At 62.7% G+C, this 21,439-nt stretch carries 18 protein-coding genes, 1 tRNA gene and 1 other RNA gene; 6 read left to right on the plus strand and 14 right to left on the minus strand.

Annotated elements, in window-relative coordinates:
- Positions 1 to 100: 100 nt before the first annotated feature.
- Positions 101 to 1,441 carry a chromosomal replication initiator protein DnaA gene (gene dnaA, locus ACUUL3_RS00005; RefSeq protein ID WP_448553380.1) on the plus strand — a complete coding sequence of 447 codons (1,341 nt, stop codon included), beginning with the start codon at positions 101 to 103 and terminating at the stop codon, positions 1,439 to 1,441.
- Between the two features lie 68 nt (positions 1,442 to 1,509).
- Positions 1,510 to 1,695, plus strand: coding sequence for a hypothetical protein (locus ACUUL3_RS00010; protein ID WP_448553382.1), 186 nt, complete (start codon positions 1,510 to 1,512; stop codon positions 1,693 to 1,695).
- On the opposite strand, the gene hemG is transcribed toward ACUUL3_RS00010, so the two are convergent.
- Complete coding sequence (gene hemG / locus ACUUL3_RS00015) at positions 1,682 to 3,046, minus strand: protoporphyrinogen oxidase (RefSeq protein WP_448553384.1); 1,365 nt, start codon at positions 3,044 to 3,046, stop codon at positions 1,682 to 1,684. The two genes, ACUUL3_RS00010 and hemG, sit on opposite strands and share 14 nt — an antisense overlap.
- Positions 3,025 to 3,720 (minus strand): metallophosphoesterase family protein, encoded by a 696-nt coding sequence (locus ACUUL3_RS00020; RefSeq protein ID WP_448553385.1) that lies wholly within the window; start codon positions 3,718 to 3,720, stop codon positions 3,025 to 3,027. Before ACUUL3_RS00020 ends, hemG begins: the two co-directional genes overlap by 22 nt.
- Positions 3,721 to 4,004: 284 nt before the next feature.
- Between ACUUL3_RS00020 and ACUUL3_RS00025 the strand changes: the two genes are divergently transcribed.
- On the plus strand, positions 4,005 to 4,682 hold the full coding sequence (locus tag ACUUL3_RS00025; protein ID WP_448553387.1) for a hypothetical protein: 678 nt from the start codon (positions 4,005 to 4,007) through the stop codon (positions 4,680 to 4,682).
- Between the two features lie 7 nt (positions 4,683 to 4,689).
- On the opposite strand, the gene cobO is transcribed toward ACUUL3_RS00025, so the two are convergent.
- The 3 genes from cobO to ACUUL3_RS00040 all read right to left on the minus strand — a co-directional run bounded on the left by cobO (position 4,690) and on the right by ACUUL3_RS00040 (position 8,067).
- A complete protein-coding gene (cobO, locus tag ACUUL3_RS00030; protein WP_448553389.1) occupies positions 4,690 to 5,214 on the minus strand; it encodes a cob(I)yrinic acid a,c-diamide adenosyltransferase in 525 nt (174 codons plus the stop codon).
- A 48-nt stretch (positions 5,215 to 5,262) separates the two neighbouring features.
- Positions 5,263 to 7,104, minus strand: coding sequence for a M48 family metalloprotease (locus ACUUL3_RS00035; RefSeq protein ID WP_448553391.1), 1,842 nt, complete (start codon positions 7,102 to 7,104; stop codon positions 5,263 to 5,265).
- An 81-nt stretch (positions 7,105 to 7,185) separates the two neighbouring features.
- Positions 7,186 to 8,067: a J domain-containing protein gene (locus tag ACUUL3_RS00040; protein WP_448553393.1), complete on the minus strand. Its 882-nt coding sequence runs from the start codon at positions 8,065 to 8,067 to the stop codon at positions 7,186 to 7,188.
- A 265-nt stretch (positions 8,068 to 8,332) separates the two neighbouring features.
- Between ACUUL3_RS00040 and ACUUL3_RS00045 the strand changes: the two genes are divergently transcribed.
- Both ACUUL3_RS00045 and ACUUL3_RS00050 read left to right on the plus strand, forming a co-directional pair.
- Complete coding sequence (locus ACUUL3_RS00045) at positions 8,333 to 9,991, plus strand: glucose-6-phosphate isomerase (protein WP_448553395.1); 1,659 nt, start codon at positions 8,333 to 8,335, stop codon at positions 9,989 to 9,991.
- 175 nt (positions 9,992 to 10,166) lie between these two features.
- Complete coding sequence (locus ACUUL3_RS00050; RefSeq protein ID WP_448553397.1) at positions 10,167 to 13,430, plus strand: EAL domain-containing protein; 3,264 nt, start codon at positions 10,167 to 10,169, stop codon at positions 13,428 to 13,430.
- 14 nt (positions 13,431 to 13,444) lie between these two features.
- Here the strand turns inward: ACUUL3_RS00050 and aroA are convergent, their stop codons facing one another.
- Genes aroA through aroD form a run of 3 tightly spaced genes read right to left on the minus strand, consistent with a single transcriptional unit; the run spans position 13,445 to position 16,290 of the window.
- Positions 13,445 to 14,722, minus strand: coding sequence for a 3-phosphoshikimate 1-carboxyvinyltransferase (aroA, locus tag ACUUL3_RS00055; RefSeq protein ID WP_448553398.1), 1,278 nt, complete (start codon positions 14,720 to 14,722; stop codon positions 13,445 to 13,447).
- Positions 14,723 to 14,765: 43 nt separating this feature from the next.
- Positions 14,766 to 15,590 (minus strand): shikimate dehydrogenase, encoded by an 825-nt coding sequence (locus ACUUL3_RS00060; protein ID WP_448553400.1) that lies wholly within the window; start codon positions 15,588 to 15,590, stop codon positions 14,766 to 14,768.
- Positions 15,580 to 16,290 carry a type I 3-dehydroquinate dehydratase gene (gene aroD, locus ACUUL3_RS00065; RefSeq protein ID WP_448553402.1) on the minus strand — a complete coding sequence of 237 codons (711 nt, stop codon included), beginning with the start codon at positions 16,288 to 16,290 and terminating at the stop codon, positions 15,580 to 15,582. Before aroD ends, ACUUL3_RS00060 begins: the two co-directional genes overlap by 11 nt.
- 245 nt (positions 16,291 to 16,535) lie before the next feature.
- Between aroD and thpR the strand changes: the two genes are divergently transcribed.
- On the plus strand, positions 16,536 to 17,075 hold the full coding sequence (gene thpR / locus ACUUL3_RS00070) for an RNA 2',3'-cyclic phosphodiesterase (RefSeq protein WP_448553404.1): 540 nt from the start codon (positions 16,536 to 16,538) through the stop codon (positions 17,073 to 17,075).
- On the opposite strand, the gene ispD is transcribed toward thpR, so the two are convergent.
- The 6 genes from ispD to ACUUL3_RS00100 all read right to left on the minus strand — a co-directional run bounded on the left by ispD (position 17,057) and on the right by ACUUL3_RS00100 (position 21,411).
- Positions 17,057 to 18,256, minus strand: coding sequence for a 2-C-methyl-D-erythritol 4-phosphate cytidylyltransferase (gene ispD / locus ACUUL3_RS00075; protein WP_448553406.1), 1,200 nt, complete (start codon positions 18,254 to 18,256; stop codon positions 17,057 to 17,059). The genes thpR and ispD overlap by 19 nt on opposite strands.
- A gap of 72 nt (positions 18,257 to 18,328) precedes the next feature.
- Positions 18,329 to 18,686: RNase P RNA component class A (gene rnpB / locus ACUUL3_RS00080), an RNA gene on the minus strand.
- Positions 18,687 to 18,735: 49 nt separating this feature from the next.
- Positions 18,736 to 19,455, minus strand: a complete 720-nt coding sequence (locus ACUUL3_RS00085; RefSeq protein WP_448553407.1) for a zinc ribbon domain-containing protein — start codon at positions 19,453 to 19,455, stop codon at positions 18,736 to 18,738.
- Positions 19,456 to 19,459: 4 nt separating this feature from the next.
- Entirely contained in the window at positions 19,460 to 20,332 is an 873-nt protein-coding gene (locus tag ACUUL3_RS00090) for a Nif3-like dinuclear metal center hexameric protein (RefSeq protein WP_448553409.1), read from the minus strand.
- A 164-nt stretch (positions 20,333 to 20,496) separates the two neighbouring features.
- Positions 20,497 to 20,573: transfer RNA gene (locus tag ACUUL3_RS00095), tRNA-Ile, on the minus strand.
- Between the two features lie 175 nt (positions 20,574 to 20,748).
- The gene (locus tag ACUUL3_RS00100; protein WP_448553411.1) at positions 20,749 to 21,411 is read right to left on the minus strand and encodes an NAD(P)/FAD-dependent oxidoreductase; all 663 of its coding nucleotides are present in this window, start codon (positions 21,409 to 21,411) and stop codon (positions 20,749 to 20,751) included.
- Positions 21,412 to 21,439 lie beyond the last annotated feature (28 nt).

A 21,439-nucleotide genomic window follows, 5' to 3' on the forward strand; every position in this document is an offset into this window, starting at 1 on the left:
CCCGCATGGTTTTCATTTAAAAACCCTGCCATACGTTATCTCAGCGTTCTCAGTGAGCTTAAATAGGTAGTTTTTCTTGTCCGCGGTGAGGGGAAAAAAGATGCTTTGGCAGAGAGTTAAGGATGTTTTGTCGCGCAAACTATCAAGCAGCGACATGAGCCTGTGGATCGAGCCGTTGCAGTGCATGCCTGCGGATGATCAGACCGTTGCCCTTGCCGGGCCTGATCGCTATTTCTGTTCCTGGGTGCAAAACAACTATCTTGCGCATATCGAGGAAGCCCTGCTTGCCCTCGGCCTCCAGGGGGTTGCCGTGCGGATCACGGTCGCCGAAAACAAGGCGCTGTTTTCCGGCCAGCCGGAACCGGAGAAAAAGCAGGAGCAGCTCAGGCTCCCCAGCATGCCGGTGGCGAAATCCACGGTGCGCACCCTGCATCCCCGCTACACCTTCGCCGAGTTCATGGTCGGCGACAGCAACGCCCTGGCTCATTCCGCCTGCGAAGCCATTGCCAACGGCGACAATTCCTTGAGCCCCTGTCTCTTCATTGAAGCGGGAACAGGCCTGGGGAAGAGCCATCTCACCCATGCGGTCGCCCACCATATCACCGGTCACTCTCCGGGCACCAGGCTGCATTATGTCACCTCCCAGCAGCTCACCGCCGAGATGGTGCGCAATATCAAGAATAACACCATGGAGCAGTTCAAGGACAAGTACCATCATCAATGTGACGTCCTGCTCATGGAGGACGTGCAGTCCCTGGCCGGCAAGACCAAGACTCAGACCGAACTGGCGGAAGCCCTGGACGTCCTGATGGAGTGCGGCAAACGGGTGATCTTTACCGGAGCGGTATCGCCCCGTAATATTCCGGATATCGACGCCGGCATCCGCTCCCGCCTCTCTTCCGGCCTGATCACCACCATCAACCCGCCTGATCACCGGACCCGCTGTCTGATCATCGAGCGCAAGGCCCGGAACAACAAGCTGCCCCTTTCCGACGAGATCGTCGAGTTTCTGGCCGACAGGATCCAGGGGGATATCCGGCGGGTGGAGAGCGCCATTGTCGGCCTGAAGGCCAAGGCCTCCCTGCTGAAAACCGTTCCCAGCCTTGAGATGGTCAAGGAGATCATCGCCGGCATCGTCGGGTATCGCAACGAACTTTCCGCCGTCATGGTCCGCGATTTCATCGCCGAACAGTACAATATCTCAGTGGATGACCTGCAGTCCAAGTCCCGGAAAAAGACCATTGCCTTTCCCAGGCAGGTTTCCATGTATCTGGCCCGCAAGCTCACCGAGGATGCCCTGTCTGAAATCGGCAAGGCCTTTAACCGCGATCACTCCACGGTGGTGCATTCCATTCGGGTCGTCACCGAGGCCATTGCCAGAAACGGCAGCATTCGGGGCCAGGTGGAACATCTGGCCACCCGGTTGAAAAATCAGGGTTAGGAGGCGGGAAGCGGATTTGTCTTTGCGCCGGCACGGCGCACACACGGCGTTGCACCAAGGGGGGGAGTATGCGCACGATCTGTTGTATGTGTCAGAAGGTGAAACACAAGGGCGACTGGCTCGAAGAGGCGGTCGAGGATCAGGTGAGACTGTCGCACGGATTCTGTCCGGAGTGTTACGAGAAGACCATGGCCAGGGTCTGTCTGGAGTTTGCCAAGCCCAGGGCGAAAAAAATGGCGGCTAGAAATAAATAGGCTTCACCTGCGGGGCCTCCTTCGCACCCACGCCGGTGCTCCGGATCCTCTCCGCGACCTCTCTGGCCGTTTTCATCATGTCGTTCATGCCGATGCCTTCCCAGCCGAATCCGCAGATGTGGAGGCCCTTCGCGCTTGCCTGCAGCCGTTCCTTCCAGGCCAGGAGCTCCAGATAGCCTGTTTCCAGTTGGGGGATGCCGTTTCCGCTCCGCAGGATCCTGAAAAATGAGGGGGGCACCGGCAGGCGGATCAGCTGGCGGACATCGTCGTAAATCCTTCCCACCAGTTCTTCGTCCCCGAGGTTGAGTTTTTCCGGGTGGCGGCGGCCGCCGACCAGGGCCTCGATCAGGACGCGGTCCTTCGGAGCCCGGCCGGGAAACATGTGGGTGGAAAAAAGGGCGCCCAGGGCAAAGCGCTTTTCCCGCTCCGGCGCCAGATAGCCGAAGCCGAACGGCACCTGCGCCTCCCTGTCGAACCCCATGGCCACGGTGGCGATGGTTGCCGTGGGCACGGCGGTGAAGGGCGGACCGTAGGCGGCAAGGAGCCTGAGGCTGGCGTTGACGGGCAGGGCCAGAACCAGGACCTTGCAGCGGAAGGTTTTGCCCGCGCTTTCTATTTCCCAGCCCTCCTCATCCCGGGTGATTCCGGCAACCGGCATCCGGTAGAGGACCTTGGCCCTGGCTGCCAGGGTGGTGATGAGCTGCTCCATGCCCTGCGGAAAGCTGGTCATGGCCGGCAGGATTCCGCCGCCCGCCTTTTTCTTTTTGGCGATCAGACCCCTCAGGACCGAACCCTTCTCTTTTTCCAGACGGCGGACCCCCGGCATCACCGCGTCCATGCTGAGCCGCTCGTAATCGCCGGCAAAGGTGCCGGTGGCCGCGGCATCCACCAGGGGCAGCACCTGGCGGCCGAAGCGGTGGGCGGCCCATTCGGCCACGCTCTGCTCGCCTGATTCGGGTCTTATGAACAGATCCCCCAGCAGGCGCAGCTTGCCCAGGGGGGTAAGCAGCGGGGTGCTGAGCAGGGCCTGTGGTTTCTGGGGAAGTTGCACCAGGCGGCCGGCATGGCAGACATAGCGGACAAAACTGCCCAAGGGCGCTTTTTGCGCGATTTCCGTCAGGCCGGTGTCGCGGAGCAGGTCGCGGCTGGCCGGGTTGTTGTCCAGAAAGCCGTGCGGCCCCCATTCGGCCAGATATCCTTCGGCCTGGAAGGATTTGACCGCGCCGCCGGGCCGGCTTTCCTGCTCAAGGATCAGGATATCCCGTTCCGGCTCCTGGCCGGCGAGAAAATGGGCGACGCTCAAGCCGGAAAGCCCGGCCCCGACAATGATTATTTCATGTGTTTCAGGCATTGGTGTTGAAGTCTCTCCTGAGCCGCGATGTGCAGCTCGGCCGCGAGGTTTTCCCCGGTTACGGTAATCTCGATCCAGCCCCCCTCCTGCAGCATGCCCGGGTTGATGATTCGGGTCCTGCCGATGGTGTCCTTTCCCCGCGCCTCGTGGATGTGGCCGCAGAGGCAGAGGTCCGGCTGTTCCTTTTCGATGAAGGCGCGCACCGCCGTGCTGCCCGCATGGCCGCCGGAGGAGAGGAGATCCGTGCCGTTCTGGTGGGGCGGCGGATGGGAAACCAGGATCCGGAAGCGGCAGTGCCGCACCGCCGCATGTCCTGCCGCCAGCAACCGTTCAAGCTCTTTTTCTGAAAATTCGTTGGGGGTATGAAAGGGGGTGGGGTTCGAGCCGCCAACCCCGAAAAAACCCACCTGTCCCAGGGCCACCCCTCTGCCGTGCAGGCTGTAGCCCTGTTCACGCAGAAGCTCCTCCACCTCCGGGCGGTCCAGATTGCCGGCAACCCCCAGCAGGCGCGGGTTGATTTCCGCGAGCGCGGCGAGAACCCCTCCGGCCTCGGCCCTGCCGCCGAAATTGCTCAGGTCGCCGATGAGGATGAGCCGGTCCGCTTCCGCCAGGCCGGCAATGAGCCTGGAATTTGCGTGTTGCATGTGGATGTCGCCAAAGGCAATGATCCGCATCGCACCCCCATGAAAAGTGTTGCCGCCGCCCCGGCCTTTCCCGGCGGAATGGTTCCAGGGAGGGCCGCCCTTCCGGGCGCGGGCCGCTGGCGGGGATTGACCTGGACAGGCGGCTTGGAAACACGCTGTCCATCCGGCTCGGCGGAGCCGTATCCCTCTGCCTCTGCTACTCTACCCTATCTTTTGGGCGGGCGGATAGAAAAAAAATCTTGAACGGCCGGGCCAATCTGGCAAAATAGGGCATTATGTCGACGGCGGGAGCCGGAACAGGGGTAAGGACGAGTATGGGCCAGCACGCCGCCAAGGTGCTTATCATCTATTATTCATTCAGCGCCCAGACCGCCGGGCTGGTGCACCGCCTGAGCGCCGGCCTTGCCGGGCAGGGGGTGGAAGTGAGCGAGGAGCGCCTGCAGCCCCTTAAACAGCTCAAATTTCCCATCGGCACCGTGCCCGCCACCCTGGCCATGATGCTCACCACCTTCCTGCGGATCCGGATCCCCATCCAACCCCTCGGCAGTGTCTGCCAACAGCCCCATGATCTGATCATTCTCGCCGGGCCGACCTGGTCCTATAACCCGAGCGGGCCTGTCCTTTCCCTTCTCGACCGGGACGGGAAGAGGCTTTTCGCCGGTCGGCAGGTGCTGCCCCTGATCTCCTGCCGGGGGTACTGGCGCATGCACTGGTTGAGCCTTCGCTGGCAGCTTGCCCGTTGCGGGGCGACGGTGGTCAACCGGATGATCTTTGCCCATCCCAGCAAGGAGCCGTGGCGGACCATCGGGGTTTTCCTGAAGCTCGCCGGCAGGGTACCGGAAAAAGGGCGTATTGTCGGCAGGTATTACCCCCGCTACGGGCATTGCAAGGAGCAGCAGGAAGAGGCCTTCCGCTTCGGCGGACAAATCGGCCGGACCCTGCGGGAGGGCGGCTCGATCGCCGAGCTTGCCCTGGTTTCCGATTCCGCCTGATCATTCTTTAAAACTCGATGCCCTTCTGGCCGAGAATCCCCTGCCGGTATGGATGTTTCACCTCGCGCATTTCCGTGACCAGATCCGCGCATTCCACGAGGGCTGGGCTTGCGTTGCGGCCGGTGATCACCACATGCTGCCGCCCGGGCCGCTCCTTGAGGCAGGCGATGATCTCCGCTTCCTCCACCAGGCCGAAGTGGATCAGGTAGGTCAGCTCTTCGAGGATGACCATCTCAAAGGCGTCGCTGCTGATCTTTTCCCTGGCCAGCCGCCAGCCGGCCAAGGCCGCCGCTTTCACCTTCTCTTTCTCCTGCTGCCAGGTAAAGCCGCAACCGGTGATGTGCAGTTCGATCCGGCCGGCAAAGGCCTGCTCCAGGGCGATGGCCTCGCCGGTCTGGGTCCGCCCCTTGATGAACTGGATAATGCAAACCCGCATGCCGTGCCCGGCGGCCCGGATCGCCTGGCCGATGGCCGCGGTGGTTTTGCCTTTGCCGTTGCCGGTATTGACGATGATAAGACCCTGGGGCGCCATTTTCTCTCTCCTGAAGTCTCCCGCGCGGGGCAGGGGGATACCGATTGGTCAGTGTCCTGCCGCCGGCAGCGGAAAGGGGGCCTGCAGCGAATAGGTGGTGGTGCGGAACCGTTCCAGTTGGTCGCGGTAAAATTCCTGATTGTCGGCCGCCCGGGCCAGAGCCTCCTTTTCCACGGCGATGGCCAGCTCGGGCAGGCCGTTGGCCCAGTAGGCGGTGGCCAGGGTGTCGAGGACGTGGGGGCTTTTCAGCAGGATGCTTGCCTGTTTGGCAAGGACAAGGGCCCGGGCCGGGTTGCGCAGTTCGGTTTTTTCCACGGTGAGCAGGAGCCAGGCCATGTTGTTCAGGGCCTCGACGTTGTCGGGGGCGAGCACCAGGGCCCGGTTGTATGCGTCGATGGCCTCTGCGTAGCGCAGCAGACTGTACCGCAGGTCGCCCAGCAGCTGGTGCCAGACGGCATTGTCCGGTTCCTCCCGCATCTTCTGCTCGATCAGCGCCTCGACAAACTTGCTTTTCGGCGTGTCGCCCAGGAAGTCGTCGGGCATTCTCGCAAGGGCGAAGGCGCCGCCGGCCAGGCTGCAAAGATAGAGAAAAAGGGCCAGGTACACCTTGCGGTGATGACGGTCGGCGCAGGGCGGCTCCAGTTCGCACCGCCGCAGGAAGTCGATGCGTTCGCCGATCCCGAAGTGGTGCCAGCTGGGCAGATCCCGGATCTTGCCGCTCAGCCAGGCGATTTTTTCGAAAACCCGGATGAGGGGCGAGGCTTCCCCCATGGCCCGCAGGGCGAAAAGGTCCGCCTGCCTTTCGAAGTTGCGCATGAAAAAGCCGAAGAGGTAGCGGAAGTAGATGAGCATGAGGCCAAGCAGGACAACGGTGCTTGCAAGGGTGAGGATCTTGTCCGGCCCCTTGCCGGTGATGGTGACCAGCCGGTAGAAGAAATCGGAACTCAGGAGGAGCAGGACGAGAGGGGCGCTGCTGAGCTGGGCCAGAATGCCGAAGCCGAGAAAGAGCAGCAGGTAGAGCTGGAGATGAAAGCGTTTGACATGGCCGATTTCGTGGGCCATGACCGCTTCGATTTCCTCGGGGGTCATGGCTTCGAGCAGCGCCGGCGTTACGAGAAGATAGCGGAAGTGGCGGCTGAGGCCCATGACGCCCGCGGTGAGCATCCGTCCTTCAAAAAGGGGCCAGAGCATGATGTCGGCATAGCGCAGGCGCTGGCCGCGGCAGAATTCCTCTATCCGTTCCCTGGTCGGGCCGGGGGGAAGCGGCGTGCAGTTCCAGAGCCGGACCACGGCGGTGGGCAGGAAAAAGGCAAGGGTGAGGAAAAAGAGCAGGAGTAGGAGCGGTTCACCCCAGGGCGAGGCGAGGAATCTTTTCGCCGTCGGCAGGGGGGAAAGCTTGATCAGGTCAAAGAGCAGGGAGATGAGCAGCCAGGGCAGGACAATGGCGAAGTTGATTTTCAGGTTCGCGGAAAGAAAGGAGGAGGTCGAGACCTTCCTGGTGAAGATTTCCTGGTAACTGTGCCGCGCGGCCAGCCAGAGGATGCCCAGGTAGCCCAGGAAAAGCAGGAGACCGGCCAGGTGCGCCAGCACCGGCAGCGCCTGCGCAAAAGGGAGTTTGCTTAGATAGTACTGGCCTTCGAGGAGATAGATGTCGACGCTGAAGAAAACGATGGCGACAATGGAGAGGCGCTGCTCCACGGCAAAATAGTCTGCCGAGCGCGCGATTTTATCGGACCGGAAAAAAAACCTGGCGAGCTGCGCGAAGAAAACCCCCTTGGCCAGAAAGAGGGAGAGGGCCATGGGCCAGGGCAGCTGCGGCTTTTCCGGGATGCTGCCTGTGGTGATGACCAGGATGACGACGAGGAGATAGATAAGGTTGTTATAGATCATGGTTCGAGGAAATCCCGGGTAGAGACGAAAAGGAGGGGGCGGTCCGGCGCCAGCGGCCGGGCCGGCGGGCAGGCAAAGGCATCAGAAGCTGAAGCGCCCCCCCTGCGTCCGGCGGGCGATGTTGGCGTTGTGCTCCTGGTATCTTGTCAGCAGCTCGCGCAGTTCCTCGGGGGCAAGGATCTCCTTTTTCAGGAAAAACTCGCCGAATTTTTTCTGCAGCCGTTTCTGATGGAAGATCAGCATCTGCAACTGCGGCTCGGAGAGCAGGCCCAGGTCCAGGGCGGTTTTGCCGAAAGGCTGCGCGGTGGGCCGGTTGCGCAGGATGTGGAGAACCTCCTCTTCATTGAGCATGCCGAAACGCTGGCCGAGTTCCCCCAGGCGCGGGCGCTCGGTGCGCTGCCAGATCAGGGCCTGGATGATGGTCCGCCAGTTGATCAGGCCGGAGTAGTAGAGGAAATGTCCCAGCAGCAGGCGCCGGTTTGGCAGGGGGCCTTGATAGAGGCTGTCGATGTCCCAGAAAACATTCTGCTGCCGGCTGCCGCTGCTGAAGGTGGTCTTGGTCTTGCAGTCGCTGTCGGCCGGTTCAGGTCTGGGGCTGCGCTGTTTTGCCCGGGCCTGGGGCCGGGCCGGCCGTGGGGACGCTGTCGGCCGGGCCGCGAAAGGCCGCGGTTCGGGCGGCAGCCGGTAGCCCTTCTCCCGGGCGTCCAGAAAGGTGAGCAGATTTTCGTATGCTTCCTGGACGGAGAGGAAAAGGTCGTGTGACTTTTGCTGGTGCTGCGCGGTCTGGCTGGCCACCCGGTCGGGATGCGTTTCCATGGCCCGCTGGCGATAGGCGCTTTTGATGCCCGAGAGTTGGAGGTACTCGAGGAATTCCCGGGAAATCTGGAGGTCGGGCCCGAAGATAATCTCGCAGGCGCGAAAGAGTTCTTTTTCAGCAGCAACCGCTTCCATGGCGCAAGTCATTATCCTGTCCGTTAAAGAAAAAAGGAGAATGAATCATTCATCCCCGCAGGGGAAAAAAGATGTTCCCGCGTATAACTCCGTTGCAACCCCGATGCTCCTGTGTGATATGATACGGTAGTCAACGGCGCCGCCACTGCCGCCGGAGACGGCCGATTGCCCATAGTATATAGCATGTCGTCTCAATTTTTTAACAATTTTATCGGTAATTGCTCATAAATTTTGCTTCCGGTGGGGTTTTTTCATGTCTCAGTCAGGTGTTCAGGAAATGTCGCGGAAAGCGCTTTTGTATTTTTCTCGTGATTTCGACAAATTGCCATCCTTCGCCCGTCTGGTTCAGCTTGCGGCCTCCCCCCATGACCTCACCGGGGCGGCAGGCCTGACCCCGGCGCGGATGCGCAAGTATCGGTGCTCGGCCGCGGGCCTTGACCTCCTCTACGCCACCCAGCGGGTCGACGACACGGTGCTTGCCGCCCTGCAGCAGCTTGCCGATGAGAGCGGAGCCGTGGCGCAGTTTCTCCTCATGAAAGGGGGGGCGGTGCTGAACCGCATCGAGGGACAGGCCAGCGAGGAGCGCCAGGTGCTGCATACGGCCTGTCGCGATATCTTTGCCGAGCCGGCCGCGGCTGCCGAAGCCTCGGCCCAGGCAAAGGGCGAACTGGCGAAGCTGGCCGGTTTTCTTGACGAACTCGCCTCGGGCGCCATGGTCAATGCGGAGGGCGAATCCTTCACCGATCTGGTGCATGTGGGGATCGGCGGCTCCGACCTGGGACCGCGCGCCCTGTATCTGGCCCTGGCCGCCTACCGGCTGCCCGGCCGCCGGGTGCATTTTATCAGCAACGTGGACCCCGACGACGCGGCGGCGGTCCTGGCCGGGCTTGATCTGAAAAGAACCCTGGTCAATGTCGTCTCCAAAAGCGGCACCACCCTGGAGACCCTCACCAACGAGGAGCTGGCGCGCAAGGCCTTCGCCCGGGCCGGGCTTGAGCCGGAACGCCACTTCCTGGCCGTCACCGGCAAGGGTTCGCCCATGGACAATCCCCGGCGCTACCTGCGCTCCTTCCATATGTTCGACTCTATCGGCGGCCGCTACAGCGCCACCTCCATGGTGGGCGCGGTCATGCTCGGCTTTGCCCTGGGCCGCGACAATCTGCTGGAGATCCTTGCCGGCGCCCATGCCATGGACCTGGCCGCCGAAGAGCCGGAGATCCGGAAGAACCCGGCCCTGCTGCTCGCCCTCCTCGGCATCTGGAATCATAATTTCCTGGGCCACGAAACCCTGGCCATCCTGCCTTACAGCCAGGCGCTCATCCGTTTTGCCGCCCATCTCCAGCAGTGCGACATGGAGAGCAACGGCAAATCCGTGACCAGGCAGGGCAGAAAACTTGCCTGGCGGAGCGGCCCCATTGTCTGGGGTGAACCGGGGACCAACGGTCAGCATGCCTTTTACCAGCTCATTCACCAGGGGACCGCCGTCGTCCCTGTCGAGTTCATCGGCTTCCGTGCCAGTCAGTACGGCGAGGATCTCCTCGTCGAAAACACCTCCTCCCAGGAAAAGCTGGTGGCCAATCTCATCGCCCAGGCCATCGCCCTGGCCACCGGACAGGCGGACGCAAACCCCAACCGGAGCTTTGCCGGCAATCGGCCAAGCTCCCTGCTCATCGCGGATCGCCTGACCCCGTACAGCATGGGCGCCCTTCTCGCCCTCTATGAGGCCAAGGTGGTTTTCCAGGGCTTTGTCTGGAACATCAACTCGTTCGACCAGGAAGGCGTGCAGCTGGGCAAGAAGCTGGCCAACCGCCTGCTTGCCCATTTCGCCGGCTTGCGCGGGGATTCCGGCTATTCGGGCCGGGAAGGCGACCCGCTGGGCTGGGCCTTTCTTGAGGCGGCAGGCATGGTCGCGGACGAGAAACGCCGGGAAAAATGACCGGCTCGCGGAAATCGGAAGGCAGACGGGAAGGTGACGCCGTTCCAGGCCTTGCAAGGCGGAAACCGGAGCCATCGCCGCTTGTGCGACGCCGCTGAAAATAGTATATGGATATTTTTTCTTTTTGTTGAAGAATTCTGACCGGTTCCGCCTCTCTTTCAGCGTACAGCAGACGATGCCCACTTTTTCAAAATGGAAGGCGACCTTAACGGTGCTGGCGACAATCCTCTGCCTGGCCGGCGGTTTTTTGTTCTGGGGGATCACCTCCCGTCAGGGGGATCTCCGGCAGCAACTCCGGACCGAGGAGGCGCACACCCGGGAACTTCTTTCCCTGATAACCGATCAGGCCTTCGGTCACTACCGGTTTCGGCTGAAAAATCTTCTCAGCACCAGGCCGGAGCTGGTGGACGCCTTTGCGCGGCGAGACCGGGATGGGCTCCTCGCCCTCGCCCGCCCGCTTTTTGAAAAGGTTTTTTCCGAAGAAAATCCCGCCCTGGTTCAGTTCCAGTTTTACACCCCGGATGACCGGTTGTTTATGCAGGCGCAACAGCCCCGGGCCCCGCTTGCCGAGGTCGGCGCCGCCCGGCCCATGGTGACGGAAGCAAACCGGCGTCGGGTGCCCATGGCCGGTTATGACCTCTGCCGGGACGGCCTTTTTTATCGGATCATCCAGCCGGTCTTTCATGGCGGAGAATATCTGGGCGCCGTGGAGTTCGGTTTGCAGATCGAACGGCTTGTCGAGAAGGTTGGCAAAGGGCATGATCACGCGGTGGAGATGTCCCTGCTTTTTGCGAAAGAGGCATGGAAGGATCGGGTCTTGTCGGTCAACCATCCCATCCGGGAGCTGGATGACCGGGTCCTGTTCCTCTGCTGCCGGAACATTTTTGAACGGTTGCCGGCGGATTTCCATTTCGGCGCGGATATCCTGCCAAAGAAGATAGACGGCAGGTGGTATGTCTTTGACACCACGCTGGTCCTGCGGGATTTTCGGGATGAAGGCGTGGCCCGGGTGGCCCTGGCCCTGGAGGTGAGCAGATTTGTCGAGGAGTTCCGGGAGTTTGTTCTGCTGACGGTTTTTCTGGCCGTGGCCGCGGCCGTGGTCGCCTTTTTGATTCTGCATTTCAGTTTTGCCGCCATGCACAGGGAACTGTATGCCGCCAACCGATCCCTGGAGGCGAACGCGGTCGAATTGAACAAGAATTATGCGGAGCTTTCGCGGTACCGACATCACCTGGAGGAGATCATTGTCGAGCGGACCGTGGATCTGGCCAAGATCAACGAGGATCTGAATCAGGAGATCCTGGAGCGGGTCCGGGTGGAAAACGATCTGCGCCGCAAGGAACACAGCCTGGCCAAGGCGCAGGCCCTTGCCCGCCTGGGCCATTTTGAATGGGATGTGCTCCGCGGCAATCTGGCCTGTTCCGAGGAGGCCTGTCGCATCTTCGGGGTCGGAACCGAGGATCTCGCCTGTGGTTATGACGGCTTCCTGCGGCATGTGCATCCGGAGGATCTGGCCATGGTGCGGGAATGGCTCAAAGCGGCGCTGGCCGGCGAGGCCATGGCGAGCATGGAGTGCCGCATCGCCCGCCCGGACGGGCAGGTGCGGTATGTGCATACCGAGGTGGAGCAGAAACGGGACCAGGGCGGCAGGGTGGTGCAGCTCACCGGTGTTGTTCAGGACGTCAGCGAGGCGAGGTTCGCCAATCAGCAGCTGATTCTTTCCGACAATGTCTTTGAGAACAGCATCGAAGGCATCGTGATCACCGATGCCCAGGGCGCCATCCAGCGGGTGAATCCGGCCTTCACCGCCATTACCGGTTACCAGGCCCGGGAGGCGCTGGGGGAAAATCCGCGCATTCTCAAGTCCGACCGGCATGCGGATGACTTTTTTGCCGGAATGTGGAAAGCCCTCGTCGAGAAGGGGCAATGGCAGGGCGAGATCTGGAACCGGCGCAAGGACGGGGAGGTCTACCCGCAATGGCTGACCATCACCTCCATCCGGGACGGACAGGGGAATGTCGTCAATTATGTCGGAGTGTTCCACGATATGACGGAGGTGAAGCTGCATGAGGAGCAACTCCGTCATCAGGCCCACCACGATGCCCTGACCGGTCTGCCCAACCGGCTGCTCTTCCACGATCGCCTGGGGGTGGCCATGGCCCACGCCCGGCGGGAGGCAAGCAAGGTGGCGGTTCTCTTTCTCGATCTGGACAACTTCAAGCGGATCAACGACAGCCTGGGGCATACGGTGGGCGATCTCCTGCTCAAGGAGGTGGCGGCGCGCCTTGCCCGCTGCGTGCGGGAAGGCGACAGCGTGGCCCGCTACGGCGGCGACGAGTTCATCGTTCTCCTTGAAGGGGTGCCGCAGCATGGGGACGCCATCCTGGCCGCGCAGAGGATCATTGAGGGGCTGGCCCCGGTCATCCGCCTCCAGGACCAGGAGTTCCATCTCACCGTCAGCCTGGGGATCGCCTTTTATCCGGAGGATGGCCAGGATCAGGAGGCGTTGATCAAGAATGCCGACACCGCCATGTACCGCGCCAAGGAGAAGGGGAAAAACACCTATCAGGTCTTCACCCCGGCCATGACCAAGCGGCTCACCGAGTGGCTGGCGGTGGAGAACAGTCTGCGCAAGGCCCTGGCGCGCGGGGAGTTCGTTCTCCATTACCAGCCCAAAGTGGATCTTCTCTCCGGCCAGGTGGTGGGGGTGGAGGCCCTGGTGCGCTGGGCACATCGGAACGGCGATCTGGTCGGGCCCGCCGACTTCATTCCCATGGCCGAAGACACCGGGCTTATCATCGAAATCGGCGACTGGGTCCTCCGGCAGGCCTGTGAGGATCTGCAGAAGATCCGGGCGGCAGGTTACGGGCTCAAGATGTCGGTGAACCTCTCGCCCCGGCAGTTCCGGCAGGAGGATGTCTGCGTCAAGGTCAGGCGGATCATTGCCGGCGTCGGCATAGAGCCCGGGGCCCTCATCTTCGAGATCACCGAAGGCACGGTCATGGAGAACGAGCGGAAGGCCGTGGCCCTGCTCAACGAGCTGAAGGAGATGGGGTGCGGGATTTCCATCGACGACTTCGGCACCGGCTACTCATCCCTTTACTATCTGAAGCAGCTGCCCATCGGCGAGTTGAAGATAGACCGGAAGTTCGTCAAGGATATCATGCAGCACGGTGACGACATGGCCATTGTCACGGCCATCATCTCCATGGCGAAAAGCCTGAAGCTGCTCGTGGTGGCGGAAGGAGTGGAAACCATGGACCAGCTTGTTTTCCTGCGCAGGCTCGGCTGCGACCAGATGCAGGGTTTTCTGGTGAGCAGGCCGTTGCCCAGGGAGGAACTGCTGGCCTTGCTGGCCTCTGACCAGCGGCTGGCCGTTTTCCAGCGGGCAAGTCAGCATCCGTTGCCCTTTGGGGCAAAAGAGGCGACCGCCGGCTGAGGCCGGGCCGCCTCTTACCGGTAGAGAAGCTGGAATCGTTCCCAGAAGTCGGGGAAGGATTTGGCCACGCACTCCTCTCCTTTCACTCTGATCCCGGGCACCACCAGGCCGGCCACGGCAAAACACATGGCGATGCGGTGGTCGTCGTAGGTGTCGATCTCGGCGCCGGTGAGCGGCGCCTCGTTGGCGTCGATCCCCTCGATGATCATGGTGTCGGGCGTTTCCCGCACCTTGGCGCCGAGTTTGGAAAGCTCCCTGACCATGACGGCCAGGCGGTCGCATTCCTTGATGCGCAGGTGGGCGATATTCCTGATCACGGTGCGGCCCCTGGCCTGACTGGCCACCACCGCCAGGGTGGGCACCACGTCCGGGCAGTCGCCCATGTCCACCGTAACCCCGCGCAGCTCCCTGTTGCCGATGACGGTGATGCCTTTTGGCGAGCGTTCCACCGTGCAACCCATCCGGGCCAGGATATCCACCAGGGCGGCATCCCCCTGCAGCGAGGGGGAGGGGACATTGGCCACCGTCACCCTGCCGCCGGTCACCGCGGCCGCGGCCCAGAAATAGGAGGCGCTGGAGGCATCCCCCTCAACCAGATAGTCCTGGGCCCGGTAACAGCCCCGGGGAATGCGGAAATGGTTGAGCTCGGCGTTGGCGGCAACCTCGATGCCGAAGGCCTTCATCACCGCCAGGGTCATGGTCACATAGGGCTTGGAGAGCACCTCGCCGGCCACCCGCAGTTCGGCCGGTTCCGCGGCATAGGGCGCCACCAGGAGGAGCGAGGAGAGGTACTGGCTGCTTTTCCCTTCCGGCAGCAGGGTTTTACCGCCTTTGACGCCCCGGGCCTTGATGGCCACGGGCGGGCAGCCGGTGTCGCGGATGCTCCTGATGTCGACCCCCCAGCCGGCCAGCGCTTCAAGCAGGGGTCTGATCGGCCGTTCCGTCATCCGCCGGTCGCCGTTGATGGTGAAGTCGCCGTGGCCTAACGCCGCCACCGAAGTGAGAAAACGGGTGGCGGTGCCGTTGTTGCCGAGAAAGATCTCCTGGCCGGGCGTGGCGATCTTGCCGGCCTTGCCCAGCACCCGCCATTCCTCAGGGTCTTGCCTTACGGAGATGCCCATGGCGGCCAGGGCCTGCGAGGTGTATTCGGTGTCTTCGCTTTTGAGGGGCCACTTGAGGGTGGACTCGCCGTCGGCCAGGGCCGCCGCGATCAGGGCCCGCTGGGTCAGGCTTTTTGAGCCGGGCACGGTGAGGGTGGCGTCGATGCTGGCCAGGGGTTTGATTTCTTTCATGGAAGAGTCCTTGATCTGAAAAAATGTCGTGATTGGTCGGCCCTTATTCCCGCCGGAAGCCAAGCCCTGCCAGCAGGCTTTGCCGCATCAGCTCCAGGGGCGCGGGGCGGCCGGTCCAGATTTCAAATTGGGCCGCGCCCTGATAGAGCAGCATGGCCAGGCCGTCGATGCACTGGCAGCCGGCCAGCCTGGCGCTCTTGAGCAGTCTGGTTTCAAGGGGGGCGTAGACGATGTCCATGACCACCCGGAAGTTTTCCAGGGCTTCCTCGGCAAGGGGGATGGCCTCCTGCTGCGGAGCCATGCCCACCGAGGTGGCGTTCACCAGGGCATCGGCCCGGTGCCGACCGGCTTCGCCGAGGGGCAGCCAGGGGCAATCGAGGGCCTTGGCCAGGGCCTGCCCCTTTTCCGGGTTGCGACTGGCGATGGTTACGGCGGCGCCCGCTTCGAGGAGGCCGAAGCCGATGGCGCGGGCCGAGCCGCCCGCGCCCAGGAGGAGCAGCGAGCTGCCGGCCAGGGGTATTTTTTCCGCCAGGGCCCGGTTTGCCCCGAGCCAGTCGGTGTTTAGGCCGTGGATATTGCCGGCCTCGATGACCAGGGTGTTCACCGCCCCGATCTTCCCGGCCACCGGATCGATGGAGTCGAGATACGCGAGCACCGCCTGCTTGTGCGGGATGGTGACGCTCGCCCCCCTGACTCCCAGGGCGCGCAGGCCATTCATGGCCTCGGGCACCTGTTCGACGGCAAAGGGGACATAGACCTTGTTGAGGCCCAGGGCGCCGAAGGCGGCATTGTGCATGGCCGGGCTCAGGCTGTGCCGGACCGGATTGCCCATGATGCCGTATAGTTCCGTGCCGCCGTCAATCGGCATGGCCAAGATCCGTGAAGATGCGGCGGATTAGCGAGGCCGGCAGCTGACCCGGCGCCGTCGGGGCGCCCTGGTCCGGAGCGGCATAGGTCATATAGCCGCCGAGATCGGTGGTGGCCACCCGGCTGATCATGCCGGCTTTGCCCATACAGAAGGCGATGAGGGGAAAGCCTGTTTCCGCGGCCACCTCCTGCAGGGCGAGAACCCGGAAAACATCCTGGAAGCAGCGGGCGGTGGTGACGATCTTGCCGATGGCCGCCCCGCTTCGGCACTGGCGCTGGAGGATGCTCTGCAGGGCCTGGGCGGAGGCGGTGCCTGTGAAATCGTGCCAGGAGACGATGGACTGGCAGTTGTTCTCCCTGGCCGCGGCGATGAGTTGCGCCTGCAGGTCCGGCGGGCTGTTCAGTTCGATGTCCACATAGGCGGCGCCGCCGGCGGCTGCCTCCATGAGCAGGGCAATGCGCTTTTCCTCCTCATCCTGGCAGGCGCCGCCTTCCCAGGCGGGCCGGTGCGTGAAGAGCAGCGGCTTGGCAAGTTCGGCAAGAAAGGGGGCGATGGCGGGCTGCCGCATGCTGTCCAGGCGGATTTCCAGCACATCGGCAACCGCTTCGTTTTTTTTGGCCAGGGCAAGGGCTTCCGCCACGTCTGCGCCGGCAATGGAGACGCAGAGGCGGCGGCTGGCGGCGGCTGGAGCGTTCGACATCGGGTTCTCCCTGGAAAAGGCTGACGAAAAACGGGACACTGTCCCAACGTATCAGGTAACATGAATTAATTGGCGGCAAAGGATTATCCCGGAAAAAAGGCAGTGCCGCCGAGGGCCGGCCGCGACGATTCATCCGGTCGCGGGCAACCCGTTGGCATGGTCGTTTCGACGCCAACAAAACTATTCCATCGCGGAACGCTTGTCAATACAGATGCGCAGGGCGCCTGCGCCCGGGGAGGGGGAGCATGTACCGATTGTTCACTGCCATTGATCTGCCGGAAGATGTCGTCGCCCGGCTGTGCTCCATCTGTTACGGCCTGCCCGGGGCAAAATGGGTGCAGGCGGCACAGATGCATCTGACCCTGCGCTTCATCGGCGAGGTGGATGGCGGGGTGTTTCAGGACATCAGGGAAGGGCTGGCCGAAATCCAGGCGCCGGCCTTTTCCCTGCGGGTGCGGGGGCTGGGCTGTTTTCCGGCCCAGAAAGCGCCCCGCGTTCTCTGGGCCGGGCTCACGCCGACCGAGGAGGTGAGCGCCCTGCGCAACAGGATCGAAAATGCCCTGGTCCGCATGGGGCTTGCCCCGGAGGGTCGCAAATATTCGCCGCACATCACCCTGGCCCGGCTGCGCGACGCCCCCCTTGCCCGGGTAAGCCGTTTTCTGGCCGGCAACGGCCTCTTTGGCACGGAGTCGTTTCCGGTCTCCGAATTTCACCTCTACTCAAGCGAGCTGACACCCAGGGGCGCCTTCCACGCCATTGAGGCGTCCTATCCCCTGCGATCGTAAGAGCGGGGCAGGCCTGCCATCAGCACCACGGCATGGGCGCAGATCCCTTCCTCCCGGCCGGTGTAGCCCATTTCTTCCGTGGTGCTGGCCTTGAGGTTGATGGCCGCCGGTTCCACCCGACAGGCCTCGGCGAGGATCTTCCGCATGGCCGGAAAATGGGGGGCAAGCTTGGGCCGCTGGGCCACCACGGTGATGTCGGCATTGTTTACGCCGAATTGCCGTTCCGCGGCCAGGGCGATGACGTGCGCCAGCAGCCTGATGCTGGAAATTCCCTTGTATTGCGGGTCGCTGTCCGGAAAATGGCGGCCGATGTCGCCCGCGCCGATGGCGCCGAGGATGGCGTCGCAAAGGGCATGGGTGAGGACATCGGCGTCAGAGTGGCCCAGAAGGCCCAGTTCGTGGGGGATGGTGAGACCGCCGAGAACCAGGGCGCGGTCCGGGACCAGGCGGTGGGCGTCAAATCCGTGGCCGATGCGGAGCCGGGCCGGAGTTACGGGATTGTTCATGAGCAGGGCCTCGGCAATGCGCAGGTCGTCGGGGCGGGTGACCTTGAGATTGGTCTCCGAGCCCTCCACCACCTGCACGGGGATGTTCGCGTGTTCCAAAAGGGCGGCTTCGTCGGTGCCGATAAACCCTTCCCGGTCGGCCAGGCCGAAGGCCTCCTTCAGGATCCCGGTCCGGGCGGCCTGGGGGGTCTGGGCCTGCCAGAGGCCTTCCCGTTCCACGGTGCGGCGGATCAGGCCCTCTGTCGCCACCTCCTTGAGGGTATCCTTGACCGGCACCGCCATGATGGCGGCGCCGAATTCCGCGGCCGCGGCCAGGCAGCGTTCGATATCCGCCGGCCGGATAAGGGGCCGGGCGCCGTCATGCACCGCCACCAGGGTCGAGGCGGGCGCAACCTGGCTCAGGCCGATGCGCACCGAGTCCTGGCGGAGCCTGCCCCCGGCCACCACCCGGCAGCGGGCGCGCAGGCCGAAGTCGTCAAGGAGCGCCGTGGTCCGCTCCTGATGTTCCAGCGGGGCCACCACGATGATCTCGGCAATGGCGGCAACCTGCGCGAAAGCGCGGATGGTATGGACAAGAATGGGGATGCCGGCAAGGAGGCCGAACTGTTTGGGAAGAGGGGTTCCCATCCGCAGGCCGGCGCCGCCGGCGGCAATGATCGCTGTTGCTGTGAGCATGGTGTCGGCAATCTCAAGCGGTGCGGGCTGTTTTGTAGTGAAATTTTTCCCTTGCCCGGAACGGGCAAGGGAAAAACGGAGTGGGCTGTAAGCCGGATTCTGTACCCCGGAAAGGGGCCATGATCATTTCTCTGGGATGCCGGTCGCCCGACACCTCTTGCAACCTACCCGGAAGCCTCGGACGGGCCGTCCTCAAGCGCTTCCCTATTTGGTTTTGCTCCGGGAGGGGTTTGCCGTGCCCTTCGTGTCGCCACGAAGGCGGTGGGCTCTTACCCCACCTTTTCACCCTTACCGGCCAAAGGCCGGCGGTATGTTTTCTGTGGCACTTTCCTTCGGGTCGCCCCCAGTTCGCGTTACGAACCTCCCTGCCCTGCGGAGTCCGGACTTTCCTCTGACCGCGCAGGCGGCCAGCGATCATGCGCCCACTCCTAAAAACAACTCGGGATCCGACGGCCGGGCGTTCCGCCGTCGGATCCGTCTCAGGCCTCCTGCGTCTCCGGCTGATGAAACATGATGCGGTGGCAGGTGGGGCAGGAGATGAGTTTATCCTCTTTCATCAGGTCGTTGAAGAGCTGCGGCGGAATATTCATGAAGCAGCCGCGGCAGACGCCGTTGGTCACTTCCACCACGGCCAGGCCGTTGCGTTTTTCGCGCAGGATGTTGTACTTCTTGAGAAGAGCGGCGGTCACGGAGCCCGCCTTGCTTTCCCTGGTCTTCATGATCTTGTTCTTTTCGGCGTTCAGCTGTTCGGCCTGCTTTTCCACCTTGGCCAGCTCTTCGGCCAGCAGGGATTCTTCGCCGCTGCAGAGGTTGCTCTCTTCGCTGATTTTTCCGTTCAGGGCCTCGGTCTGCTCCATGAGCTGGACGATGGCGTCTTCCCGCTGCTTGTTCGCCTTCTTGATATCCTCGGTTTCCTTGAGCAGGCTCTGGTATTCCCTGTTGGTCTGGACATTCATCAGCTTGGTCTGCCGGTCCTTGATGCGGGCGGTCTCGTCGGCAAGCTCCGCTTCGAGTTCGCGGCGGCGCTGCTCGTTGGCGGCAATTTTTTCGCTGAGCTGGCTGATGGTGGCCTGGCGCGCTTCGATGCCGGCCTTGCGTTTGCTGATGCTGCCCGTGCCGGCGGCGATTTCTTTGTCCAGTTGGCTGATTTTAAGGTCAATGGACTGGAGTTCCCGGAGTTGTGAGATGTCTTCTTTCAATGTGTTATCCTCGATGTGTCTGTTGGTTGACAAATAGGGGGTTATTCTCATGGCAGACAACCCATTGCATGGGGTTGTTCTGATTTTCCGCGGTTCTGATCGGGGGGAAGAATCCTTGCTGGCCGCAGGCCTTGGTCAGGAGCTCGGCCAGCACCGGCACCACCAGCTGTTCGGTGGCGTAGTGGCCGGCGTCGATCAGGCAGCGGCCTGCCGCCTCGGCCCAGCGGGCGGTGCTGTGTTTCACTTCGCCGGTGAGAAAAACGTCCGCTCCCAGGGCGAAAGCGCTTTCGGCCAGTTCCGAGCCGCTGCCCCCGCAGAGGGCCACCCTGCGGATCGTTTCCGGAAGCGGGCCCGCGATCTGCACCCCCGGCAGGCGACAGCTGGAGAAGAGCTTCTCGATGAACTGCCGCGCCGGCAGCGGGGTGGCCAGGGTGCCGATCTTGCCGAACCCGAAGGTCTGCGCGCCGGTTCCGCAGGATTTTTCGGTGAGCGGCCGCGTTTCCGTAAGCCCCAGGCGCACGGCCAGGGCATTGCTGACGCCGTCGGCGATGAGGTCCAGATTGGTGTGGCAGGCGACAATGGCGAGGTCTTGACTGAGGGCGGCGGCGAGCATGCGGCCGATGGGGGTGCTGCGATCGATTTTTTTTACGGGGTGGAAGAGCAGGGGGTGGTGGGTGATGATGGTGTTGAGCTTGTGGGAGAGCGCCTCGGCGATGACCGCCTCGGTAGGGTCCAGGGCGACCAGGATGCCGGTGACCTGCTGTTCCGGATCCCCCGCCATGAGGCCGACGTTGTCCCAGGGTTCAGCCAGGGAGAAGGGGCTTATGGTATCGAGGATCGCTAATAGTTTTTTTAAGGGGAAGAGTTCTTCTGGCATCCCTTGCTGTTATCCGTGACAGCCTAAAATAAAAAAGGCGCTAACCTCAAGCGGTTGCACCTTATCTCCGGAGAGTGATTCTGGGTTCTCCCAAAACATTAACCGGATGATCTGTTTTTTGCCGCGCGTTCAATGGTTTCCTGCTTTGCCTGCTCTGGCGTTAGTGGTGGGCCTACCTGGATTCGAACCAGGGACCGACCGGTTATGAGCCGGTGGCTCTAGCCAGTTGAGCTATAGGCCCATATCCTTACCGAATCTGCTAAGATAGCCGATCCGCCGGATTTGTCAACAGGATTTCGCGTTTTCCCCGGCGCGGGCGGGCATGACCGGCGCGGCTGCCGGGCAATTCCGGGAGCCGCGCCGGGAAAGTGGCTTTGCGGGATGGTCATGGCGGGCAGCCGCCGGGAGCGCCGCGATCATCGGGCAAGGACGGCGGCCTTGAAGGTGTCGAAACCGACCCGGTCCATGAAGCGGCCCATCCGCTCGCCCTTTTTGCCGTTCTCCTTGAAATAGCTGACGATGCGGTCGCAGGTGGCCAGGGCCTCCTCGCCGGTGAGGTTTTCCACCAGCACTTCGCCAATGCGCGCCCTGGAAGCGGCGTTGCCGCCGACCTGGATGGTCCAGCCTTTGGCCTTGCCCACCAGGCCCAGATCCTTGACCGAGGTTTCGGCGCACTGGTTGGGGCAGCCGGAAACGCCCATTTTCAGCTTGCCGGGCAGTTCCATGCCGTGGTAGCGCTTGTCCATCTCGGTGCCCATGGCCAGGGCGTCCTGCTGACCGAGCCGGCAGAGGGTATTGCCCGGGCAGGCCTTGATGCTGCGGACGCAGAGGCCGACTGCGGCGCCGGGATTCATGCCCAGCTCTTTCCAGACCTGATCGATGTCCTCTTCCTTGAGGCCGACAATGGCGATGCGGGCGGCGCTGGTCACCTTGAGGGCCGCGGTTTGGTATTTTTCGGCCACCTCGGCAATCCTGCGCAGCTGTTCCGGTGTGACAAGTCCCAGCGGCAGATGCGGGACAATGGCGTAGGTTTCCTTGTCGCGTTGGAGTACGGCTCCTTTTTCGCCGTCTTTCAGCATGGCTTCCTCCTTGGAAGATCTTGAAGAT

The organism is Thiovibrio sp. JS02 (genome assembly GCF_053485635.1).

Coding starts and splice junctions, on each gene's coding strand:
- dnaA (WP_448553380.1), top strand. CDS start 101: ATGCTTTGGCAGAGAGTTAAGGATGTTTTGTCGCGCAAACTATCAAGC.
- ACUUL3_RS00010 (WP_448553382.1), top strand. CDS start 1,510: ATGCGCACGATCTGTTGTATGTGTCAGAAGGTGAAACACAAGGGCGAC.
- hemG (WP_448553384.1), bottom strand. CDS start 3,046: ATGCCTGAAACACATGAAATAATCATTGTCGGGGCCGGGCTTTCCGGC.
- ACUUL3_RS00020 (WP_448553385.1), bottom strand. CDS start 3,720: ATGCGGATCATTGCCTTTGGCGACATCCACATGCAACACGCAAATTCC.
- ACUUL3_RS00025 (WP_448553387.1), top strand. CDS start 4,005: ATGGGCCAGCACGCCGCCAAGGTGCTTATCATCTATTATTCATTCAGC.
- cobO (WP_448553389.1), bottom strand. CDS start 5,214: ATGGCGCCCCAGGGTCTTATCATCGTCAATACCGGCAACGGCAAAGGC.
- ACUUL3_RS00035 (WP_448553391.1), bottom strand. CDS start 7,104: ATGATCTATAACAACCTTATCTATCTCCTCGTCGTCATCCTGGTCATC.
- ACUUL3_RS00040 (WP_448553393.1), bottom strand. CDS start 8,067: ATGACTTGCGCCATGGAAGCGGTTGCTGCTGAAAAAGAACTCTTTCGC.
- ACUUL3_RS00045 (WP_448553395.1), top strand. CDS start 8,333: ATGTCGCGGAAAGCGCTTTTGTATTTTTCTCGTGATTTCGACAAATTG.
- ACUUL3_RS00050 (WP_448553397.1), top strand. CDS start 10,167: ATGCCCACTTTTTCAAAATGGAAGGCGACCTTAACGGTGCTGGCGACA.
- aroA (WP_448553398.1), bottom strand. CDS start 14,722: ATGAAAGAAATCAAACCCCTGGCCAGCATCGACGCCACCCTCACCGTG.
- ACUUL3_RS00060 (WP_448553400.1), bottom strand. CDS start 15,590: ATGCCGATTGACGGCGGCACGGAACTATACGGCATCATGGGCAATCCG.
- aroD (WP_448553402.1), bottom strand. CDS start 16,290: ATGTCGAACGCTCCAGCCGCCGCCAGCCGCCGCCTCTGCGTCTCCATT.
- thpR (WP_448553404.1), top strand. CDS start 16,536: ATGTACCGATTGTTCACTGCCATTGATCTGCCGGAAGATGTCGTCGCC.
- ispD (WP_448553406.1), bottom strand. CDS start 18,256: ATGCTCACAGCAACAGCGATCATTGCCGCCGGCGGCGCCGGCCTGCGG.
- ACUUL3_RS00090 (WP_448553409.1), bottom strand. CDS start 20,332: ATGCCAGAAGAACTCTTCCCCTTAAAAAAACTATTAGCGATCCTCGAT.
- ACUUL3_RS00100 (WP_448553411.1), bottom strand. CDS start 21,411: ATGCTGAAAGACGGCGAAAAAGGAGCCGTACTCCAACGCGACAAGGAA.